Source organism: Pediococcus parvulus (assembly GCF_007990205.1).
GTDB classification, from domain to species: Bacteria; Bacillota; Bacilli; order Lactobacillales; family Lactobacillaceae; genus Pediococcus; species Pediococcus parvulus.
The window spans coordinates 1-18,811 of sequence record NZ_BJWE01000036.1 but is presented as its reverse complement, the minus strand read 5'-3'; the positions used below and the strand labels follow the sequence as shown (position 1 = coordinate 18,811).

General features: G+C 39.8%; 17 protein-coding genes and 1 pseudogene. 4 read left to right on the top strand and 14 right to left on the bottom strand.

Annotated elements, in window-relative coordinates; translation table 11 throughout:
• Positions 1-14: 14 nt before the first annotated feature.
• The 4 genes and pseudogenes from PPA04_RS07400 to PPA04_RS07385 all read right to left on the bottom strand — a co-directional run bounded on the left by PPA04_RS07400 (position 15) and on the right by PPA04_RS07385 (position 4,971).
• On the bottom strand, positions 15-1,910 hold the full coding sequence (locus PPA04_RS07400; protein ID WP_057784759.1) for an ABC transporter ATP-binding protein: 1,896 nt from the start codon (positions 1,908-1,910) through the stop codon (positions 15-17).
• Positions 1,897-3,633 (bottom strand): annotated as a pseudogene (locus tag PPA04_RS07395) (ABC transporter ATP-binding protein). The gene PPA04_RS07400 and the pseudogene PPA04_RS07395 overlap by 14 nt, the downstream one beginning before the upstream one ends.
• On the bottom strand, positions 3,627-4,085 hold the full coding sequence (locus PPA04_RS07390; RefSeq protein WP_057784758.1) for a MarR family winged helix-turn-helix transcriptional regulator: 459 nt from the start codon (positions 4,083-4,085) through the stop codon (positions 3,627-3,629). Before PPA04_RS07390 ends, PPA04_RS07395 begins: the two are co-directional and overlap by 7 nt.
• Positions 4,086-4,290: 205 nt before the next feature.
• Complete coding sequence (locus PPA04_RS07385; protein ID WP_057784757.1) at positions 4,291-4,971, bottom strand: YjjG family noncanonical pyrimidine nucleotidase; 681 nt, start codon at positions 4,969-4,971, stop codon at positions 4,291-4,293.
• Between the two features lie 152 nt (positions 4,972-5,123).
• Between PPA04_RS07385 and PPA04_RS07380 the strand changes: the two genes are divergently transcribed.
• Positions 5,124-5,312, top strand: coding sequence for an LBP_cg2779 family protein (locus PPA04_RS07380; protein WP_057784756.1), 189 nt, complete (start codon positions 5,124-5,126; stop codon positions 5,310-5,312).
• A 299-nt stretch (positions 5,313-5,611) separates the two neighbouring features.
• Here the strand turns inward: PPA04_RS07380 and PPA04_RS07375 are convergent, their stop codons facing one another.
• The 4 genes from PPA04_RS07375 to PPA04_RS07360 all read right to left on the bottom strand — a co-directional run bounded on the left by PPA04_RS07375 (position 5,612) and on the right by PPA04_RS07360 (position 9,052).
• Positions 5,612-6,118 (bottom strand): O-acetyl-ADP-ribose deacetylase, encoded by a 507-nt coding sequence (locus tag PPA04_RS07375; RefSeq protein ID WP_057784755.1) that lies wholly within the window; start codon positions 6,116-6,118, stop codon positions 5,612-5,614.
• A gap of 12 nt (positions 6,119-6,130) precedes the next feature.
• Positions 6,131-7,315 (bottom strand): hypothetical protein, encoded by a 1,185-nt coding sequence (locus tag PPA04_RS07370; RefSeq protein ID WP_057784754.1) that lies wholly within the window; start codon positions 7,313-7,315, stop codon positions 6,131-6,133.
• The gene (locus PPA04_RS07365) at positions 7,312-8,505 is read right to left on the bottom strand and encodes an MFS transporter (protein WP_057784753.1); all 1,194 of its coding nucleotides are present in this window, start codon (positions 8,503-8,505) and stop codon (positions 7,312-7,314) included. Before PPA04_RS07365 ends, PPA04_RS07370 begins: the two co-directional genes overlap by 4 nt.
• A 166-nt stretch (positions 8,506-8,671) precedes the next feature.
• Complete coding sequence (locus PPA04_RS07360) at positions 8,672-9,052, bottom strand: iron-sulfur cluster biosynthesis family protein (RefSeq protein WP_057784752.1); 381 nt, start codon at positions 9,050-9,052, stop codon at positions 8,672-8,674.
• 137 nt (positions 9,053-9,189) lie between these two features.
• Between PPA04_RS07360 and PPA04_RS07355 the strand changes: the two genes are divergently transcribed.
• Complete coding sequence (locus PPA04_RS07355) at positions 9,190-9,717, top strand: GNAT family N-acetyltransferase (RefSeq protein WP_057784751.1); 528 nt, start codon at positions 9,190-9,192, stop codon at positions 9,715-9,717.
• Here the strand turns inward: PPA04_RS07355 and PPA04_RS07350 are convergent.
• From PPA04_RS07350 to PPA04_RS07340, 3 genes are all read right to left on the bottom strand, one after another.
• Complete coding sequence (locus PPA04_RS07350; protein WP_057784750.1) at positions 9,714-10,580, bottom strand: ribonuclease H family protein; 867 nt, start codon at positions 10,578-10,580, stop codon at positions 9,714-9,716. The two genes, PPA04_RS07355 and PPA04_RS07350, sit on opposite strands and share 4 nt — an antisense overlap.
• Before the next feature lie 205 nt (positions 10,581-10,785).
• Complete coding sequence (locus PPA04_RS07345) at positions 10,786-10,968, bottom strand: hypothetical protein (protein WP_057784749.1); 183 nt, start codon at positions 10,966-10,968, stop codon at positions 10,786-10,788.
• Positions 10,969-11,522: 554 nt separating this feature from the next.
• Positions 11,523-12,836, bottom strand: coding sequence for an NCS2 family permease (locus tag PPA04_RS07340; protein WP_057784748.1), 1,314 nt, complete (start codon positions 12,834-12,836; stop codon positions 11,523-11,525).
• Positions 12,837-13,131: 295 nt separating this feature from the next.
• Between PPA04_RS07340 and PPA04_RS07335 the strand changes: the two genes are divergently transcribed.
• Positions 13,132-14,097 (top strand): hypothetical protein, encoded by a 966-nt coding sequence (locus PPA04_RS07335; RefSeq protein WP_057784747.1) that lies wholly within the window; start codon positions 13,132-13,134, stop codon positions 14,095-14,097.
• Between the two features lie 253 nt (positions 14,098-14,350).
• Here the strand turns inward: PPA04_RS07335 and PPA04_RS07330 are convergent, their stop codons facing one another.
• On the bottom strand, positions 14,351-16,270 hold the full coding sequence (locus tag PPA04_RS07330; protein WP_057784746.1) for a M13 family metallopeptidase: 1,920 nt from the start codon (positions 16,268-16,270) through the stop codon (positions 14,351-14,353).
• A gap of 70 nt (positions 16,271-16,340) precedes the next feature.
• Positions 16,341-17,312, bottom strand: a complete 972-nt coding sequence (locus PPA04_RS07325) for an asparaginase (RefSeq protein WP_057784745.1) — start codon at positions 17,310-17,312, stop codon at positions 16,341-16,343.
• A 183-nt stretch (positions 17,313-17,495) separates the two neighbouring features.
• Between PPA04_RS07325 and PPA04_RS07320 the strand changes: the two genes are divergently transcribed.
• Positions 17,496-18,254: a potassium channel family protein gene (locus tag PPA04_RS07320; RefSeq protein ID WP_057784744.1), complete on the top strand. Its 759-nt coding sequence runs from the start codon at positions 17,496-17,498 to the stop codon at positions 18,252-18,254.
• Positions 18,255-18,310: 56 nt separating this feature from the next.
• Here the strand turns inward: PPA04_RS07320 and PPA04_RS07315 are convergent, their stop codons facing one another.
• A complete protein-coding gene (locus PPA04_RS07315) occupies positions 18,311-18,637 on the bottom strand; it encodes a heavy metal-binding domain-containing protein (protein ID WP_057784743.1) in 327 nt (108 codons plus the stop codon).
• Positions 18,638-18,811: the final 174 nt, after the last annotated feature.

Genomic DNA, 18,811 nt, shown 5'->3' with positions numbered 1-18,811 from the left:
AACCTTTAGTTATCTTACTCTAAAATTGTTTTCCCGGTGTAAAGCTCATAATACTCACCTTTATTTTGCATCAAAGCTTCGTGATTTCCTTCTTCAATAATTCGACCATCTTCAATGACTAAAATATCATCGGAATTGTGAATCGTGGACAACCGATGGGCAATCACAAACGTGGTTCGTCCGTGCATCAAATTATCCATCCCGGATTGAACAAGCGCTTCCGTTCGAGTATCAATACTTGAGGTTGCTTCATCCATAATCATCGTTGGCGGATCGGCAATTGCAGCCCGGGCAATCGACAAGAGTTGGCGTTGACCTTGTGACAAATCAGATCCCGAGCCATCAATGACGGTATCATACCCCTTGGGCAAATTACGGATAAAACTATCGGCATTGGCCAATTTGGCGGCCGCCACAACCTCTTCATTCGTTGCGTCTAACCGTCCGTAATGAATATTATCGCGAATTGACGCAGTAAACAGGTTGGTATCTTGTAAAACAATTCCCATGGATAACCGCAAACTCGCTTTTTGAATCTGTTTGATATCGATGCCGTCATAAATGATTTGACCACTAGAAATATCATAAAAACGATTCAGCATATTAGTGATGGTGGTCTTGCCGGCACCTGTAGCACCAACAAAAGCCATCTTTTCGCCAGGTTTAGCATCTAGTGAAATATGATGCAACACTGTTTTCTTTCCATCATAACTAAAGCTGACATCCTTAAACTCAATGTGGCCCTTAACAGGAGTTAATTTTACGCTCCCATCAGTTTCAACTGTCTTCCATGCCCATTTATCGGTTCGGTCACTTGTTTCGGTCAAATTATGTTGCGCATCTTCCTGAACATATACCAGCGTTGTGTTTCCAGAATCCTGTTCAACTGGTTCATCAAACAACTGAAACATTCGTTGCGCACCAGCGAGGCCCATAATGATTGAATTTAATTGCATGGTAATTTGCGCAATTGGTTGACTGAAAGAGCGACTCAACTGTACAAAGGCTGCAATTTCACCTAATGTAATTGGCGTCACATGGTTGACCGCAAAATAGCCACCAACTACGGCAATCAAGACGTACAAAATATTTCCAACGTTTCCCATGATTGGAAACAGCATTGTTGATAGTCCATTGGCCATGCTGGCATCCTGCCGCAAATCTTCGTTTCGGGTATCAAACCCCGCTTTGGACTGATCCTCATGAGAGAATACTTTGATGACTTTTTGGCCATTCAACATTTCTTCAATATAGCCGTCAATATTTCCCAAAGCCGTTTGTTGCTTACGGAAGTACTCGCTACTTTTTGAACTTAACTTTCGCACAATAAAAATACTCAGCGCAAAAACCAATAAACTGATGATAGTTAAGGTGGGGCTCAAGGTGATCATAGCCGTTAACGTAAACACCATGTTAAAAATTGCATTAATAAACATGGGAAAACTTTGTTCAACCATTTGCCGCAACGTGTCAACATCATTTGTGTAACGACTCATGACATCTCCGTAGTCGTTTGAATCAAAATAACTCAACGGTAGTTCTTGCATGTGAGTAAACATTTCGTCTCGAATCCGTTTTTGCAATTTTTGACCTGTCATGATCATCAGTTGTGAATATAGTAAGGTTCCAATAACACCCAATAGGTAGATCGCGCCCATCAAAATAATCATGTGGAATAAGGGGGTAAAATTAGGATGCGCAACCTTCAGTAATGGCGTGATGTAATCATCGATTAACCGCTGAATAAACAGCGTTCCCACAACCGACGCACCGGCAGAAACAATCACAGAGAAGAAGGCAATAAACAACGCAAAGTGACTTTTCTGCATAATGTATTTCAACAAACGCCATAAAATTTGCCAAGCCGAACCATTCAATTTAGCTCTGCCAGCAACTCTAGTTCTTTGCATGCGATTCTCCTCCTTTGATTTGTGAATTGTAAATATCTTGATAAACCGGATCGGATTCCATTAATTCGTCATGCGTCCCAACGGCTTCAATCTTCCCATCGTTTAACACAACAATACGATCGGCCCCTTGCACAGATGAAATTCGCTGCGCAATGGTTAATTTGGTCATGTCTGGTAATTCATCGTGGAAGGCTTCTTGAATCAAACTATCTGTGTGCGTATCAACCGCACTGGTCGAATCATCCAAAATCAAGATTTTAGGTTTTTTCAACAGAGCCCGCGCAATTGTCAGGCGTTGTTTTTGACCACCAGAAACGTTGCTCCCGCCCTGTTCAATGTACGTATCATAGCCATCTGGTAAGCTCTGAATAAATTCATCGGCTTGAGCCAACTTAGCAGCTTTGATCAACTGAGCATTCGTAGCGTGCTCATCGCCTCAGCGTAAGTTGTCTGCAATACTGCCAGAAAAAAGCACATTTTGTTGAAGCACCATGGAAACATTATCCCGCAAAGTCCGAATGTCGTAATCTCGTACATCGCAGTTGCCAACGCGAACCGTTCCTTGATTAACATCATACAAACGAGGGATGAGTTGTACCAAAGTACTCTTACCACTCCCAGTTTCACCAATAATGCCAATGGTTTCACCAGGTTTGATGTGTAAATTAATATCTGTTAAGCGGTTAACATGATCATCGGCATACGCAAAATTAACGTGGTCGAACTCAATTGCACCATTTTTGACAGTGGTGACTGGTTCTTTTGGATTGGTTAACGTACTCTTTTAGGTTAACACTTCATCAATCCGTTGTGCCGAGGCCAAAGAAATCGTCATTTGGTTAAACACGTTAGATAAAATATTTAAGCTCATTAAAACGGACATCGCATAGGCGATTAAACTGACTAATTGGCCCGTTTGCATTGAGCCGGCGACAATGCGTTTTGCCCCAAACCACGCCAAAAACAGTAAGGTGCCATACATTACAAACTGCATAATCGGACTGTTTAACTGAAGGATGCGTTCTGCTTTACTAAACACCTCATAAATTCGAGCGGAAGCATTTGCTGCTTTCTTATCTTCTGTCTCCGCACGATTATAGGTTTTCACAACGCGAATGCCTCGCAAATTTTCTCGAACAACTCGGTTTAACCCGTCATAGCGTTGATAAACTTTTCTAAACAACGGACGGCCAATCGCAATAATTATGGTCAACCCAATTGCCATTAATGGTACAGAGACGACAAATACCATTGCCATTTCGGAATCAACCGTAAACGCCATCGTAATCGAGAAAATCAACATGAGGGGTGCTCTTGCAGCCGCTCGAATCAACATCTGAAACGCCTGTTGAATATTCATGATATCCGTTGTCAAACGCACTACAATACTTGAAGTGGAGAAGTGATCCACATCTTCAAATGAAAAATCTTGAATATGGTGATACAAGTCATGTCGCAAGTTTTTGGCAAATCCGGTGCTAGCTTTACTAGAATACCAACTTGCCCCAGCTCCACCAGCCAAAGAAACAAAAGTGCCAATTAACATGAAGCCACCCAATTTTTCGATGTAACCCAAGTTCCCTGGGATAATGCCGTTATCAATCATCTTGGACATTAAATATGGAATAAAGGTCTCGATAAACGTTTCAATTGCAACCAAGACAGGTGAAATCCAAGCGTATTTTTTAAATTCTCTGACTGAATGTCCCAGTCGTTTTAACATGATTTACCACTTCCTATTTTTTCTTCACTTAAATTGGCAATCATTTGTTTAGTTACTTTTTGCCAAACCTCAATATCTGCCGCCGAAACATTCTGCAATAGCTTATCTTCGAAATCATACGAACCTTGGATAACACTTTTACGTAGTTTGAGAGCCCTAGGAGTGAGAACGATCTGTTTTAAACGTGCGTCCCCTTCTACTGATTCACGTGTAATATATTGCTTGTCCTCAAGCTTTTTCAACAAACTAGTCACTGAAGAACGGCGAATACTGAAATTTTTTTCAACATCGCGTTGATAAATCTCTCGTTTTCCTGCATTCCACAACAAATAATGCAGAATACCGCCTTGCTTTCCCGTAATGTCATTGTTTAAAAATGCCTCGCTAAATCGCCGCGATGACATGTTTGCCAAAACATGTAATTGATGGTTAACACCTAAATGATTCTCCATAGTTTTCCTCTTGTTTTATATTGTTAGAATTCTAACAATATACGATAACACTTACTAAAAATTCATGCAATCATTTGAACTATTCAGTTAGTTCAAAAAGGAAATGAAAAAAAGCCACTCATTTCATTCGATTTTTCCTCTCGAATTTCATGAGTGACTGCTTAAATACTAGTTATAATTTAAAATGCTGCCAAAAAATCTATCACTAAACGATTTCCTTTAAATCCAGTAAATCATCAATTTGATATGTAGGACTTACAGTTGAATGATTAGGTTGCAATGCCGGGTTAAACCATACAGAATCAATTCCTGCGTTTGTACCGCCTTGAATATCCGATGTTAAAGAATCGCCAATAATTAGTGAATTTTTGGGCGTAAATCCCGCGATGGTTTTAGCTACAAAATCGAAAAACTCAATTCGTGGTTTTTGATACCCCACTTCTTCAGATACAAAAATATGTTTAAAATAATTCGCCAAGCCAGAATCATTTAAGCGTTGTTGTTGCACTGTTGCAATTCCGTTTGAAACGATAAATAAATTAAATTGATCCTTTAAACTATTGAGAAGCTCAATTGCATGTGGTTCTAATTGATGCCCCTGTGTTAAGAAGTCACGATAAATTCGTTCGTATCTGATACCATCGACTTCTTCATTGTAGTGTGCAAAAAGTTTGGTAAATCTTGTATTGACTAAGGTTTGGCGGTCCAGTTGACCGAGTTCAAACCGTTGCCACATTTTCTCGTTCAAAACGCGAAAATAATTGACGACATCATCAGTTAAAGGATGTTGAATTTCCTTGAATAATCCTTTAAGCGCTTGATCTTCAGCCGCTTTAAAATCTAGTAATGTGTCGTCCACATCAAATAATAGATTTTGATATTTCATGCTTCTCACCTCAATCCCTCTTGAAATGCATTATAACAAATTCATGCCCAATTTGACGAATTTCTTTGAAAAAACCGACAATTCACGTTCTTTTTATCCTCAACTATGGTACATTAAATGTAAAGGAACCAACCACACGAGGAGGATTTGTAATGAATGATTTAACTAAATTAACTGAAGAAATTGTCGGTTATCAGAAGAAACATGATTTAACAGATGCAGACGTAGCGTTTGGGACTCATTTATCCGTGGAAAAGATTCACAATATCAAAATAAATTCATATAAACCAACAGCTGATGATATTCAGCGTATTAATAATTATATGAGAGACAACAAGTAGTGAACGGAGCAGAACGGTAGTCATAAAACTCTAAGGGTAATGGAGGTGGGATCGCAATCCCGCTGGAATTAGGCTTAGAGTTTTTATGACTGTTCTGCGGAGTTGTCCTCAGATAGTGAACGAAGCAGAATGGTAGTCATAAAACTCTAAGGGTAATGGAGGTAGGATCGCAATCCGCTGGAATTATGCTTAGAGTTTTTATGACTGTTCTGCGGAGTTGTCCTCAAAAAAGCCAGCAATGCCAGTCACCTCAATGTTATACATTTTTGAGGACTGCATTCCTAGCTTTTTTAATTTACCTAATTATTCTTACCAGCCGCCAGATACGCCTGATAAGTTCCGTCGTCAAAGCACACCATCGTCACATTTTTAACAAATACAGCTGTTTTCAAAAACGCCAAAATCGTCGAAGTGGCAATTTCTGCACCATCACCCAACGGAAAGCGATAAACGCCAGTACTAATTGAAGGAAAAGCTACACTTTCACACTGATGATCTTCAGCCAGCCGTAAACTGTTTAAATAGCTATTGTGCAATAACTCCGCTTCGTGATGGCTTCCACCATGCCAAATTGGTCCTGGTGTATGAATCACAAACTTAGCGGGTAGTTTAAAGCCAGGCGTAATTTTTGCCTCGCCAGTTTGACACCCATTCAACGCGCGACAGGCTTCCAGTAGCTGTGGCCCGGCCGCCCGATGAATTGCGCCATCAACACCCCCACCGCCTAGTAACGTTGTATTGGCGGCATTCACGATTGCGTCAACGTGCATCTTAGTTATATCCCCGCGAATCACTTTGAACGTCATTTACTCACCTTCTTACAAAATTCCCTTGTCTCGTAAATGATTCTCTAATAAAACAGCATTCAAAAAATCGAATGAAAGTTCATCGACATCTTCTATAGTAACTTCTACGCCAGTTTGATCCACATACAAATCTGGATCAATCACATGAAATCGGAAAGTTTCTTCACCGAGTTCAGTAATATATCCCATTTCGCGAGCACCGGTTATTAGAGTAATGCTTAAAACTCTTGAAAATGTTTCGGCTTGTTTAATTATGGCAAGAAACAAATCATCCGTGGCATCAAATAACCGTTCTTCATTTAAAACAGGCTGGACAAACGTTTGATGCTCCTTTTGATACTGAACAAATGCATTAATAACTTGTAAGTAATCTGATGTCAACGTAATACTGGCAATTGTGTCCATTCGAATCAACGAATAGCCACCAAACTGTCCCGCCATGTCTACTAAATTGCAAAGAACCTCTTCTTCATTAACTGAATTGACAGTCCCCACAAAAAAGTTGCTTGATTTAGTTTCATCGTTAATTGTAATGAGTGTTTGCTTTTTTTCTGCCGTTTTTAACATTTTGTAAAAACTGGATTCATCCGTAATGGTCAAACGTGATTCCGGATCTTGTGCAGCAATCTTAGGCCACATGGCCGATTCAACCGCTAATTCACGCCCAGAAAACTCAACAATTTCCGCTTCTGTATATTTAATAGTGGCATCTACTCGGTGCATCAAATTAAATTTATCCACCAATGTCATTTCAAAATCATTTTCACGGACAGCAGCCACTGTGCCTTCTTGATAGTTCTGTAAATCACTTCTCGTGAGAACCAAGAATTCCCGACTATTGAATGCCGCCTCAACAACTTGTTTAATTAAATCACTTGTTTGGTCAAATTCCGGAATCTGATCGGTAATCGTGATTAAATGATCAGCTTCGGCAATCTGGATTGTTTCCATCATATTATCCAGATCTGGACTGTCATATTCAACGTTATCAATTGCATCAAACTGAATGTAAACCGCACCATCAGCCTGGCCTGTATCATCAAAAGTGTTGAGAATGACGCCGTCTGCCCCGATGCTATTTACAAATCCGGTATAAAACGTTTCTTGAGCCTTTGGAAAAACATTTGCCAAGCGTTGATCACTTTTGGCAAATTCCAAATCATATAAAATCGAATCCACTTCGCCACCCTCTTTCATTCTGGTGTTCTTCCCATTAAGTATACGACCAATAAACCGAAAAGTACTAGTCCACCGAGCACAAAAAAGGTGCCATGGTTAAACCAATCCGATATAAAGCCAAACACAAATGAGCCGAACGGATGCATGCTATCAAAGCACAAGAACCAAATCGAAAATACCCGTCCTAAATAGGCAACCTCTGTGACGTTTTGAACAATCGTCATCATGCGGATCCCCATCCGAGCTGTATAAAATCCGTAAACTAACGCCACTGCCAACAACAACGCGTAGTTTACCCAAATTCCCGTGATGATTAATCCCATTCCTAAGATAAAAGCATCCTGATAATTATTTTTAATTTTAGGTTTTTGTTTATTTAAAACTAATGAAAGGCCGCCCAACATGCCGCCAATTGCAACCAGCGTCAAAACATAACTGTATAGCCGTTCATCTCCGTTGTAATAGTGATCAACATCATAGGGCAGCAGCAAGGTAAACCCAGCGTACATTGCTGCTAAAATGGCGTCAAAGATAATCAAACGAAACACGTCCCGATTATGACGCACATAATTTAAGCCTTTCGCCAAACTATCCAAAATCGGCATGGTTTCTTTGGTATGGTCCATCTCTGGGGTATACCTTAACGCACACGTAAACACGAATGATAATAGAAAGGACAGTGCATTGATAAACAGAAACGACCTGAAATTAATCCAGTTTAACGTCAACAAAAAGCCACCAAATAAGGGTGCCACAATATCAGCTAACGTAAGTCCCGTATTGGACCACGAATTAAATATAGATAATTTATCATGCCGAATAATCTCTGGAATAATGGCCTTAGCGGCAGGAAAATTGAATGCCAAACCAATATCAATCACGCAGGTAAGTAAAACAAGCTGATAAAAAACGGGTTCGTTGACGTCCATAATTGCTGCCATGACTAAACACGCAAAAAAACTCACCGCATCAGCAATCAGCATAATTAGCTTGCGATTATATTTATCAACCATTGGTCCTGCAAACAAATCACCGGCCACCAAAATAATACCACCAATTCCTTGCACAATTCCTAACAGAGAAGCGTGTCCAGTTGCCTTCACAATGAACCAGTTTAGCCCAAAAATAAACAGTGCATCGCCTAATCGAGACACAAACGGACTAAAAAATAATGGCCAACTAAATTCCTGTTTAAATCGCTCTTCCATCCAGACCCACCTCCCCAGTAGTAAGTCACTCCATTCTACAAGAAGAACCCTTTCAGAACAAGGCAATTAAAGAGATAACGGGCAATTGAGTCTATATTTTGCCAAAAAAATAATAACCAACATCAAATCCAAATGTTTGTTGGTTACTATTACTCATTTACTCAAATTATCGGGCAGGATTATTTTTTATCCCATTCTTGTCGGTAAAGTCAATAAAGCCCACGTTATCATCAATGGCACCACCATCTCCACTTAACTGCAAAGTACCCATATGGGTGTTTAGTTTGATCGTCATATTTTCTTCCAAATCTTCTGCTGAATAATCCTTAATTAATAAGTCACCAATATTTGAATGAATAACCATGTTATACCCAGTAATGGGCATATCCTTACCCACAACGTTAATCGTAAACTGGACTTGCATATGAATCATGGCATGCTGAGAATAGTCGCCCACGCCATCTTCAAAAGTAAACAGTAATCGTTTAGAATCATCTAAATGTTCCCGCACCTTACTCGCCGCGGCAGTGTCAAATTGAATCTTCATCATTGGGCCTCCTCGTATTATATATTTTGCACCCATTGTATTTGTTTTCTATAAATTCTCCAAGCAAAATTACTTGGCATGCACGTAAAATGTTATATGCTAGGACTATGAATAGAAAACAGACGAGGAGATCTCCAATGGAAAGATTTGAGAAGTACCATCCAATTTTGACAACCCATTACACCCTTGATTGGCTTACCGCTACCAAAGTAAAAGACATTTATGCCTTACGCCACGATACTGAGATTGCTGCTATGAGTGGTCGCCATGTTGACGCAGACATTAATGAAACTGTAGCCTATGTCAATAAAACTATGCGCAATATCATGCATAATGATTCCCTACTTTGGGGAATTTCTGACCGAAAAACTGATGAGTTTTTGGGAACCTTTTGCATTTGGAATTTTAATAAGGAAAAAACAACTGCCGAAGTCGGTTATGAGATTCTTGCTGCCCAGCAAAATCACGGTATCATGTCTGAAGTTCTCCAACACATGAGCAACTTTGCGTTTGCGGAACTTGGTTTAACGACCCTATATGCGATCACTGGTCAAGCTAACGTCACATCACAGGCTGTTTTGACAAAAAACAAATTCCGCATTAATCCTAATTATCCTGGAGAAAAAGAGACCGTCAGCTTTAGCTTGACCGCCCCAGAAAACTAATCATTGTACCATTCTAATTTTTCCAAGCTCTTTTTAATGGCATCCACCGATTGCTGATGATTATCGGGTTGGATGTCTTTTTTTGTATAAACTTTTTTTGCCGGTTTTTCCGATGTTGAAGCAGTGCTTTGTCCTTTAGGAGTTTTGGCGCCGGTTTCCATACGGTCCATCGTCTGATTTAACAAGCTATCGACAAATACGTTTCCTTCGTTCGTCGCATGGCCCTTCGTCCAATAATAATGTAAATGAGGAAATTGAGCTAACAGACGATCTAATTGTTGCCATAACTCACTATTAGCAAGCGGTTGACCGGAACCACGTCTCCAGCCACGGCGTTTCCACCCCGCAATCCAATGCTTTTGAATCGCATTCAGTACATACTGGGAATCCGCAACAATCGCAATATCCGCCTTTGAATCAAGGTTGGCATTGATCCACTCCAACGCTTTAATCAGTGCCATAATTTCCATTCGATTATTGGTCGCCCCAAATTCGCCTTCAGAACCAGAGTATTGCTGACCGTTAGCTTTCACTAAATATGCCCATGCCGCTTTGTCCTGCTTTTTAACATGACCGCCATTAACATTCCCTGTATTCCGTGAACCGCCATCCGTATAAACGACAATTGATTCTGTGAGCTCATCAGGGCTCCTGGATGTCACTTTAGAAGTTTTAGTTTTGGATTTCGGTGTTCTGATTGTTTGATCGCCATTCAGCCATTGCTGTGCTTCATCTTTGGTGGCAAATCCCTTGTACCTTGCTCCGGGGAAACCATCAATCAGTGCTTTAGTTTCTGCCCAATTCGTGAAAATTCCCGTTTGTTTGCCTTTTGCGACGGCATAAAATTTCTTTTTCGTTGTCATTATAATTCCTCATTTTAGTTGATCATTTATGTATCTAACAATTTCATTGAACCACATTGCAATAACTGGTTTCAAGTTCTCAGAAAATAAAAAATTCCTCTAGGATAAGTTTAATACTTTTGTATCAACTTATCCTAGAGGAACTGAACTCGTTATCCGAAACGGAATCATCAGCATTCAAAATTGCTAGACCTCGAATTTCTTATTAGTTTGCGTATTGTGTTAATACTTGACCATTAGTTTTTTCGTTTAACTTGTTAAGTGCTTCTGTGATGGTTACACCACTAGCTTTAATATTTGGATCGCGTTTCTCACTTGCCCAGAACAATTGTGTTTCTGTGTCCAAAGCAATTCGATAATCACGATTACTAAAGTTTCCAAATCTCATTGTAAAACCTTCTTTCCTTTTGTTTCTCAACAAAGGATTCAATGAGATACGAAATATCAACGATTCAAAATGAATATATTCTTGCAGCCGCGTTCTTCCCTTCAAAAATGATATGTCGTACCAAAATTCCTTTGTTCATACTTATTTACCAGTTCTCTAATTTCAACTGGTAAATGAAATGATAACACCTAAAAGGCTGTAAACGCAAGCAAAATGCTCTATATTTATGTGTCAAATTTTTGTAGGTAGTGCTTTTAATCACCAGAAGCACGATTCCTGCGGGATTGCGATCCCGCATACGTCACCATCCGCGCCTGCTGCTTTCCGCTTAGCTCTAGGACCGCTCGGCAAAACAAAAGGCAGATTATAAGCACGATTCCTGCGGGATTGCGATCCCGTCTCCATCGTCGTTCCCGACTACTACTTTCCGCTGAGCTCTAGGACCGCTCGGTAAAACAAAAGGCAGATTATAAGCACGATTCCTGCGGGATTGCGATCCCGCCTCCATCGTACTTATAATCTGCCTTTTATCGTTTTGCCTCGCGCACTCTTCTCTATCCCTTATTCAGTATATACATAAAGAAGATAAACACGAAGAACAATCCGTACATAATTGGATGCACTTCTTTACCTCGTTTTGCCGCAATCATTGTAATTGGGTACGTAATAAATCCAAGCGCAATACCATCTGAAACACTATACGTCAATGGCATTCCAATCAAAATTAAAAACGCAGGAATCGCAACTTCCATCTTTTCCCATGACACATGTTTCATCGATTGCGCCATCAATACTCCCACAATAATTAGCGCCGGCGCCGTCACTTGATTCGTAACCACCGCCAAAAGTGGTGAGAAGAACAAACCTAATATAAATAACACACCCGTTGTCACCGCAGTTAATCCAGAACGACCACCAACCGCAATTCCGGCCGACGATTCAACATAAGCACCCACTGGAGAAGTTCCCAAAACAGAACCTGCCAACATTGCCGTTGAATCTGACATCAATGCCTTACCTACTCGCGGCATCTTGTTATCCTTCATAAAACCCGCTTGTTGTGCCAATCCCACCAATGTACCTGCTGTATCGAAGAAAGTAACTAGCAAGAACGTTAAAACAACTACCCATAACTGGACAGTATTGATATCACCAATATGCTGAACTCCAACCATGAAAGTTGGCTTCAAACTTGGAGCCGCCGATACCCATTGTGTTGGTGCCTTAATCAAACCTGTGATCAATCCCAGAATGGCTGTTGCTGCCATTCCAATAAAAATACCACCAGGAACGCGACGAACCATTAAAATCGCCGTCAAAACTAATCCGAAAATTGTTAACCAAGTTGTCGCCACCTCAAGTGATCCTAACCCAACCACTGTCGATTTATTAGCTACAATTAAGCCCCCATCATGCAAACCTATAAAGGCAATGAATAAACCAATCCCACTAGAAATTGCATATTTCAAATCCGCTGGAATTGCATTAATGATCATTTCACGTAATTTAAAAATTGTAATCACGATAAAAATTAAAGAAGCCACAAACACGCCAGCTAAAGCTGTTTGCCAAGGAATCTTCATTCCAATACAAACGGAATAGGCAAAGAACGCGTTAATTCCTAATGCCGGTGCGGTTGCAATTGGATATTTAGCAAGCACCCCCATCAAGAAACAGCCCAAGGCACTCGCTAAAGCTGTTGCTGTAAACACAGCCCCTTTATCCATTCCTGAAGCTCCCAAGACACTAGGATTCACAAATAAGATATATGCCATAGAAATGAAAGTAGTGAAACCTGCCAGAATTTCACGTTTTACTGTTGTATGTAACTGATCAATCTGAAAATAACTATTAATCTTTTCTCCCATGATTGCTTTCTCCTTTAGCATTACTGATTCAAAATCAGAAACAAGTTTCGTTCGTGTTTTGCTTCCGAAGCAACAATATATATCATACAATAAAATCGATTCAAAGTAAAACACAAACTTTAGAATTGTGTAAAAACATTATTTTCCAAAAAATGACTTTTCACAGTTTTACCTGGAATACTTATCACCTAACTTACCCTCGTATTTCTTTTCATAAGGGTGTATAATTCATATTTATGACAGTGTGTCACATCAAAACACACGAGATGTAAACATTAAAGGTGGTTATTAAATTATGCAAAAGTTTTTATCGGGGATTGTCGGCCTTGTTGCTATCTTTGCACTTGCAGGTTGTGGCAATCAAAAATTAACTGTTGGCTCCTCAACCAAAACACCAAGTGGCATGGTTGCGGTGATTAAAGGCAAAACTAATAAAGATGCCAAAATCAGTTATCGGGTAAAGGGACAAACAAAAAAATCTGTTAAGAATACAGATGGTGCTTATGTGATTGAAATTCCTGCAACTACAAAAACGCAGAAAGTAACAGTTACATCACAAAAAGGGTCTGATGTTCTCACCAAAAACGTCACCATCAAGAAAACTAAAGCTTTAGCAAATTACAAATCAATCGCAACAAAATATAACCAGGCAGTGATTGGCATGTCTTTATCCAAATCCACCCAAAAAAAGGCTCAGGAATTAGCTACCGCTGAAAAGAAAGCAAAAGCTACTTCAACAAAAACAACTTCTGCGGCAAAGGCTAAAGCTGAAATTGCTAAATTACCCGCCAGCCAACAGAAAAAAGCCCTTGCCAAACTTCAAGCACAACAAAAAGAAATGCTCGCACTTCAAAAAGAGGCCAAAGAAGTCCAAACAGCAATGGCTGCTTCTAAAAAGAAGAATAAAGATAAATTATTACCAACCAGTTTAAACAATGGCGTCCAAAATGTGATTACCCAGAAAAACTATACAGTTCGCGTAAATCATCAAAATAAAAATTTAATGGGCATCACTTTGATTGTTCCAGTTGAAGCCATGAAACAAAAGAGTGGCCAAAAAGATTTTGGAACGGTCTTTGCTTTGTTAACCTCCGAAGTTGGTGCTAAACCAAAATCAGTTATGAAACAGTTCAAGAAAGTTCAAAAAGACGCTAAAAACAGTACCAGCACCTCTACAACAACTCATGTCATTAAATCGAATGGCGTGAAGTTCCAAGTTGGCTACTCAACTATCCATTTATATATTTACATCACTAAGTAAAATTTCCATACTTAAAAAGCCAATCAACAATGAGAAACCGAAATTCTCATGTTGATTGGCTTTTTTGATTTGTTCATTTTTTAGGACAACTCCGCAAGTCAGTCTTTAATATTTAAGCGGGGTTCCCGCAGGATTGCGACTTCGCACTACTCCGTTTTACAGTTGATTTTCGTTCCGAAAATCTCCTATTCTCCGGTCGTTGTCGATTCTTGTGGCAAAAACAGCCGCAAGAACTCGCCCTCCTTCACACTCTTTACCAGATTTGCACCCGTTTCTCCGGATCCAAGTACATGCCATCTCCTGGCTGTACATTAAACGTCTGGTAAAATTCGTCAAAATTCTTTACCTGCACATTGGCCCGCAACTTCGCCGGTGCATGCACATCAATCGACAACAACAACTGTTCATATTCCTTTGTTGCCTTACTCCGCCATACGCGCGCCCAGTTCACAAAGAATGCTTCCAAATCTGGATTCTCAGTATGTTTTGCCGCCTCCAGCGCACAACTCAATCCACCATCATCAGCCACATTTTCAGTCACTACCAACTTACCATTCACCTTACCACCAGCAAATGGAAGCCCATCAAACTCTTCAATCATCGCTTGTGAACGTTTCTTAAATTCTTTCATATCAGTTTCCGTCCACCAGTTATGCAAACTTCCATTTTCATCAAACAACGCACCGTTTGGATCAAACGCATGAGAGATTTCATGAGCCATAACCGCACCAATTCCGCCGTAGTTTTCACTTGCGCTCTGTTTCAAACTATAGAATGGCGCCTGCAAAATTGCCGCTGGGAAACAGATCAAGTTGCCTTCTGGAGAATAATAAGCATTAACCGTATCAGCACTCATTTCCCATTTTTCTTTATCAACTGGTTTGTTAAACTTGCTTAACTGGTCTTCAGTGAAGATCTTTGCAAATGCCTGTGCGTTACCTAATAACGTACCGCCATCCTCAACCGAAGTTGTGTGTAAACGTGTATAAACAGGTTCCATTTTATCAGGATAGCCGACATGAATATCCATTGCACTCAACTTCACAACCGCTTTTTCACGGGTTGCCTTGCTGAGCCAAGTATTATTTTGCAGACGGTCCTTATAAACACCTGTCATCGCCACAACCATATCGTGAACATCTTGTTTAGCCTTTTCACCAAAGTACTTTTTACCATAGTAATCACCCACAACCTGACTAAAGGTACGGCGAGCTAAATAAAATGCACTCTTTTGTTGCTTCATGGCTTCTTTTTGGCCGGATAATGCCCGATGATACGTACCACTTACCTGGCGGAATTCTTCTCCAAGATAACCAGCTAATTGGCCCACAGTATTCACAATTAACCAATTTTTGAAGGCTGGGAACGTTTCTTCATTTACAATCTTGGTGAAGTTTTCAAAGAATTTTGGCTCCGTAACAATCACTTGTTTTGGTGTGTCACCAAGTAATTCAGTGATCCCATCAGCAATTTTAAACTCACCCAATTCTTTGTTGAATTCTGCAAAATCAATGGGATTATACAGCTTGGCAACGTCACTCATTTCTTCTGAATTCTTTTTAAATGGTGCCATTGAAGCATCAAACTTCTTTGCATCCGCCACAATTTGTTTGGCTTCATCTGCAGACTTACCAATCATTGTCAATAATTTCTCAGCCATTTGTGTAAAGACTGCTAACAACTGTGGTCCTGCTTGATTGTCTTTTTCATAGTAGGTTTTGTCAGGTAAAATTAAACTTCCACCTTCAGCCCATAACACGTTTAACTTAGTTTTACCCTGGCTCTTTAAATCAGGTTCTACCCCAATATCAAAGGGCACTGGAAATCCGTTTAAAGTCCAGTCTTTAAATTGTTTGTTCACATCAGCAAAACTAGAAATTGCTTCTACTTTTTCAAGATAAGGCTTTAAAGGTGCCGCGCCATCTTGATCACGTTTTTCAAAGTTAGCAGCGACATCATAAAACTTCAAAAACTCTTTAATTAAAGGATCATTGTTAGCCAATTTTCCTGATTTCATATCGGCGAAATCTGTCATTAATTTTTTATCTACATCATCAACTAAGTCCATGAATCCACCAGTAGATGAGTGGTCACTTGGAATTTCAGCAGTTTCGATCCATTCCCCATTTATTGCATCATAAAAATCATTTCTTAATTTTGTAGCATCTGCCATTTTATCCCATCCTTTATTTTCAGATAGCCATAGTATAGCGCATTTTTAATTTTCTCACAAAATTTTAATTTTACGATACAGCATTACTAATATAATCACGCAATGTCTGTCCCGTTAAACCGGCGCTAATACCTATCAATAATTTAATTCTTGCTTTGGGGCCATTGAGTCCCTGACAAAATGTTACACCCATTCGTTCCAAATCAATTCCGCCACCTGGATAATCATAAATTGGTTCAGCAACACCATTATAGCAACGTGAAACCATGACAACTGGAATTTGATCATCTAAAAGTTTTTTGATAGCTGCAACCGTTTCTAGTGGCATATTTCCAGCACCCAGGCCTTCAATGACGAGCCCCTTTGTTGATTTCTGATCTAAACATTCAATCAAACTAGCTGGCATCCCTGCATAAGCTTTCAACAAATAGACATTACTTACCAAATGGTCAATCGGTACGACCGTTTGTTGAATTAATTCTTGAAAATAATGGATTCCGCGTTTTCCAACTAGACCAATGGGGCCGAATGTTGGTGTCCGAAACGTATCCACGTTAGTCGTATGGGTTTTGGTCACATAACGAGCAGTGTGAATTTCATCATTCATCACCACTAAAACCCCTTTATCCGTTGATTCATCAGCGGCAGCAGTCAAAATTGCACTTTGAAAATTATAAACGCCATCTGAACCAATTTCGTTTGAAGATCGCATTGCCCCCGTTAAAACAATGGGCAAGTGATTTGGGAGCGTCAAATCTAAGAAATAGGCTGTTTCTTCCAAAGTATCCGTTCCATGCGTGATGACAATTCCGTCATAACCTTCTGATTCGGCTTTTTGTACGCGCTTTTGAATTTTCAACATATCAGCTGGGGTAATGTGCTCCGACGGTTTATTTAAAACTGATTCATTAGTTAATTCGATATTGTCATCAATAAACCGGCTATCTAGGAGTGGATTTTCTTTATTTGTTGAAACCTCGCCTAAATCATTGGCAGACATCGAAATCGTGCCTCCCGTATGTAATGCTAATATTTTTTTCAAGTGTTTTTTCCTCCTTGAACTGGTTGGCTTTATATCCCTGATTCTAGTTGATTTCACAGTCAGTTGCTACACTCTATTACGATTTCAATCTTAAAAAATTTCTTGCGATTGAAATTCAGGAGTTTACACTGTCATTTAAAGAGTTAAAATAAGTTTAACATGTACAATCACAGGTGGCATATAATGACTCGAAAACTACAAAAATGGCTCCTTATCTACCAAGTTATTATTGGCGGTTTGGCCTTATTTTCTAGTGGAATTGCATTTTCAACCTTTTTTACACACGTCAATCTTTTATCTGGGACGCTAGGCATTTTTATGAACAGTGTTTTGGGTATTTTCTGGATCGATTATTTAGTTCGCTTTTCTTTTTCTAAAAACAAAAAGGGATTCCTGATTGATAACTCGTTTGACATGCTTGGATTAGTGCCACTGCACCCAATCTTTGCCATCTTTCGAATTGAACGGGTCATCCGAATTATTCGCTACTACCACCTGTTTTGGCGGTTAGGGCTAGACGGTAGATTTACAAAGACAGTACATCGTTTTTTTTATGCCACTGGCTTCGTTTATCTACTATATGTCAGTGTGGTTATCCTAGTTTTAAGCGCATTGCTTTATTCAATCGTTGAAAAAATTTCGCTTGCTAACGCACTGTGGTGGGCCATCACAACTGCAACCACCGTTGGCTATGGCGATGTTTTCCCACATACGGCAATCGGAAAAATCATTGCCTCCATCTTGATGCTTGGTGGTATCGGTTTTATTGGTTTGTTAACCAGTACAATCACCGGCTTCTTCACCTCAAACAACGCCAATATGGAAAACACTGATTTGACGCTGCTTCTGCAAAAAATTGATGACTTATCCGATCAGGTTTCGCAACTGCAAAAAGAAGTTTCTAAAAGCAAAAAGAAATCACATCGAAAAAAGAAATCGTAACTAAAAGACCAGTAACCTTTCACAAAATGAAAAGGGCACTGGCTTTTTTGATTATTCTAATTTACAAATTTAACAGCTGTCCCATAAGCAGCAACTGTTTCCATGTCTTGACCAATTGAATCTGAATCAAACCGCATCATAACCACTGCGTCGGCACCCATTTCTTCTGCATTATTTCTCAACCGCGAAATGGCGGTATCCCGTGCTTCAGACAACAATTCTGAATAAGACTTAATCTCACCACCAACAATGTTCTTCAATCCGGCACCGATATTTTTAATTACATTTTTTGACTGAGTCGTCAATCCAAAAACTTCACCAATAATTTCATAACGTTGACCCGGAACATTTTCAGTCGTGGTCACTAAAATTCTGTCTGCCATCTGTGTGTCTCCTAACTTTGCCCTAGTTTAGTTGAAACTTACTTGCCATCCATATTATAGCATGAAAGCGTGCCCGTTTAGTGAGCTCTAGGACCGCTCGACAAGTCAAAAGGCAGATTACAAGCATGATTCCCGCGGGATTGCGATCCCGCATACATCGCCGCCCTTGCCCTA

What these genes read in the sequence shown, in the direction of transcription:
- PPA04_RS07400 (WP_057784759.1), bottom strand. Translation starts at nt 1,910, where the DNA reads ATGCAAAGAACTAGAGTTGCTGGCAGAGCTAAATTGAATGGTTCGGCT.
- PPA04_RS07390 (WP_057784758.1), bottom strand. Translation starts at nt 4,085, where the DNA reads ATGGAGAATCATTTAGGTGTTAACCATCAATTACATGTTTTGGCAAAC.
- PPA04_RS07385 (WP_057784757.1), bottom strand. Translation starts at nt 4,971, where the DNA reads ATGAAATATCAAAATCTATTATTTGATGTGGACGACACATTACTAGAT.
- PPA04_RS07380 (WP_057784756.1), top strand. Translation starts at nt 5,124, where the DNA reads ATGAATGATTTAACTAAATTAACTGAAGAAATTGTCGGTTATCAGAAG.
- PPA04_RS07375 (WP_057784755.1), bottom strand. Translation starts at nt 6,118, where the DNA reads ATGACGTTCAAAGTGATTCGCGGGGATATAACTAAGATGCACGTTGAC.
- PPA04_RS07370 (WP_057784754.1), bottom strand. Translation starts at nt 7,315, where the DNA reads ATGAAAGAGGGTGGCGAAGTGGATTCGATTTTATATGATTTGGAATTT.
- PPA04_RS07365 (WP_057784753.1), bottom strand. Translation starts at nt 8,505, where the DNA reads ATGGAAGAGCGATTTAAACAGGAATTTAGTTGGCCATTATTTTTTAGT.
- PPA04_RS07360 (WP_057784752.1), bottom strand. Translation starts at nt 9,052, where the DNA reads ATGAAGATTCAATTTGACACTGCCGCGGCGAGTAAGGTGCGGGAACAT.
- PPA04_RS07355 (WP_057784751.1), top strand. Translation starts at nt 9,190, where the DNA reads ATGGAAAGATTTGAGAAGTACCATCCAATTTTGACAACCCATTACACC.
- PPA04_RS07350 (WP_057784750.1), bottom strand. Translation starts at nt 10,580, where the DNA reads ATGACAACGAAAAAGAAATTTTATGCCGTCGCAAAAGGCAAACAAACG.
- PPA04_RS07345 (WP_057784749.1), bottom strand. Translation starts at nt 10,968, where the DNA reads ATGAGATTTGGAAACTTTAGTAATCGTGATTATCGAATTGCTTTGGAC.
- PPA04_RS07340 (WP_057784748.1), bottom strand. Translation starts at nt 12,836, where the DNA reads ATGGGAGAAAAGATTAATAGTTATTTTCAGATTGATCAGTTACATACA.
- PPA04_RS07335 (WP_057784747.1), top strand. Translation starts at nt 13,132, where the DNA reads ATGCAAAAGTTTTTATCGGGGATTGTCGGCCTTGTTGCTATCTTTGCA.
- PPA04_RS07330 (WP_057784746.1), bottom strand. Translation starts at nt 16,270, where the DNA reads ATGGCAGATGCTACAAAATTAAGAAATGATTTTTATGATGCAATAAAT.
- PPA04_RS07320 (WP_057784744.1), top strand. Translation starts at nt 17,496, where the DNA reads ATGACTCGAAAACTACAAAAATGGCTCCTTATCTACCAAGTTATTATT.
- PPA04_RS07315 (WP_057784743.1), bottom strand. Translation starts at nt 18,637, where the DNA reads ATGGCAGACAGAATTTTAGTGACCACGACTGAAAATGTTCCGGGTCAA.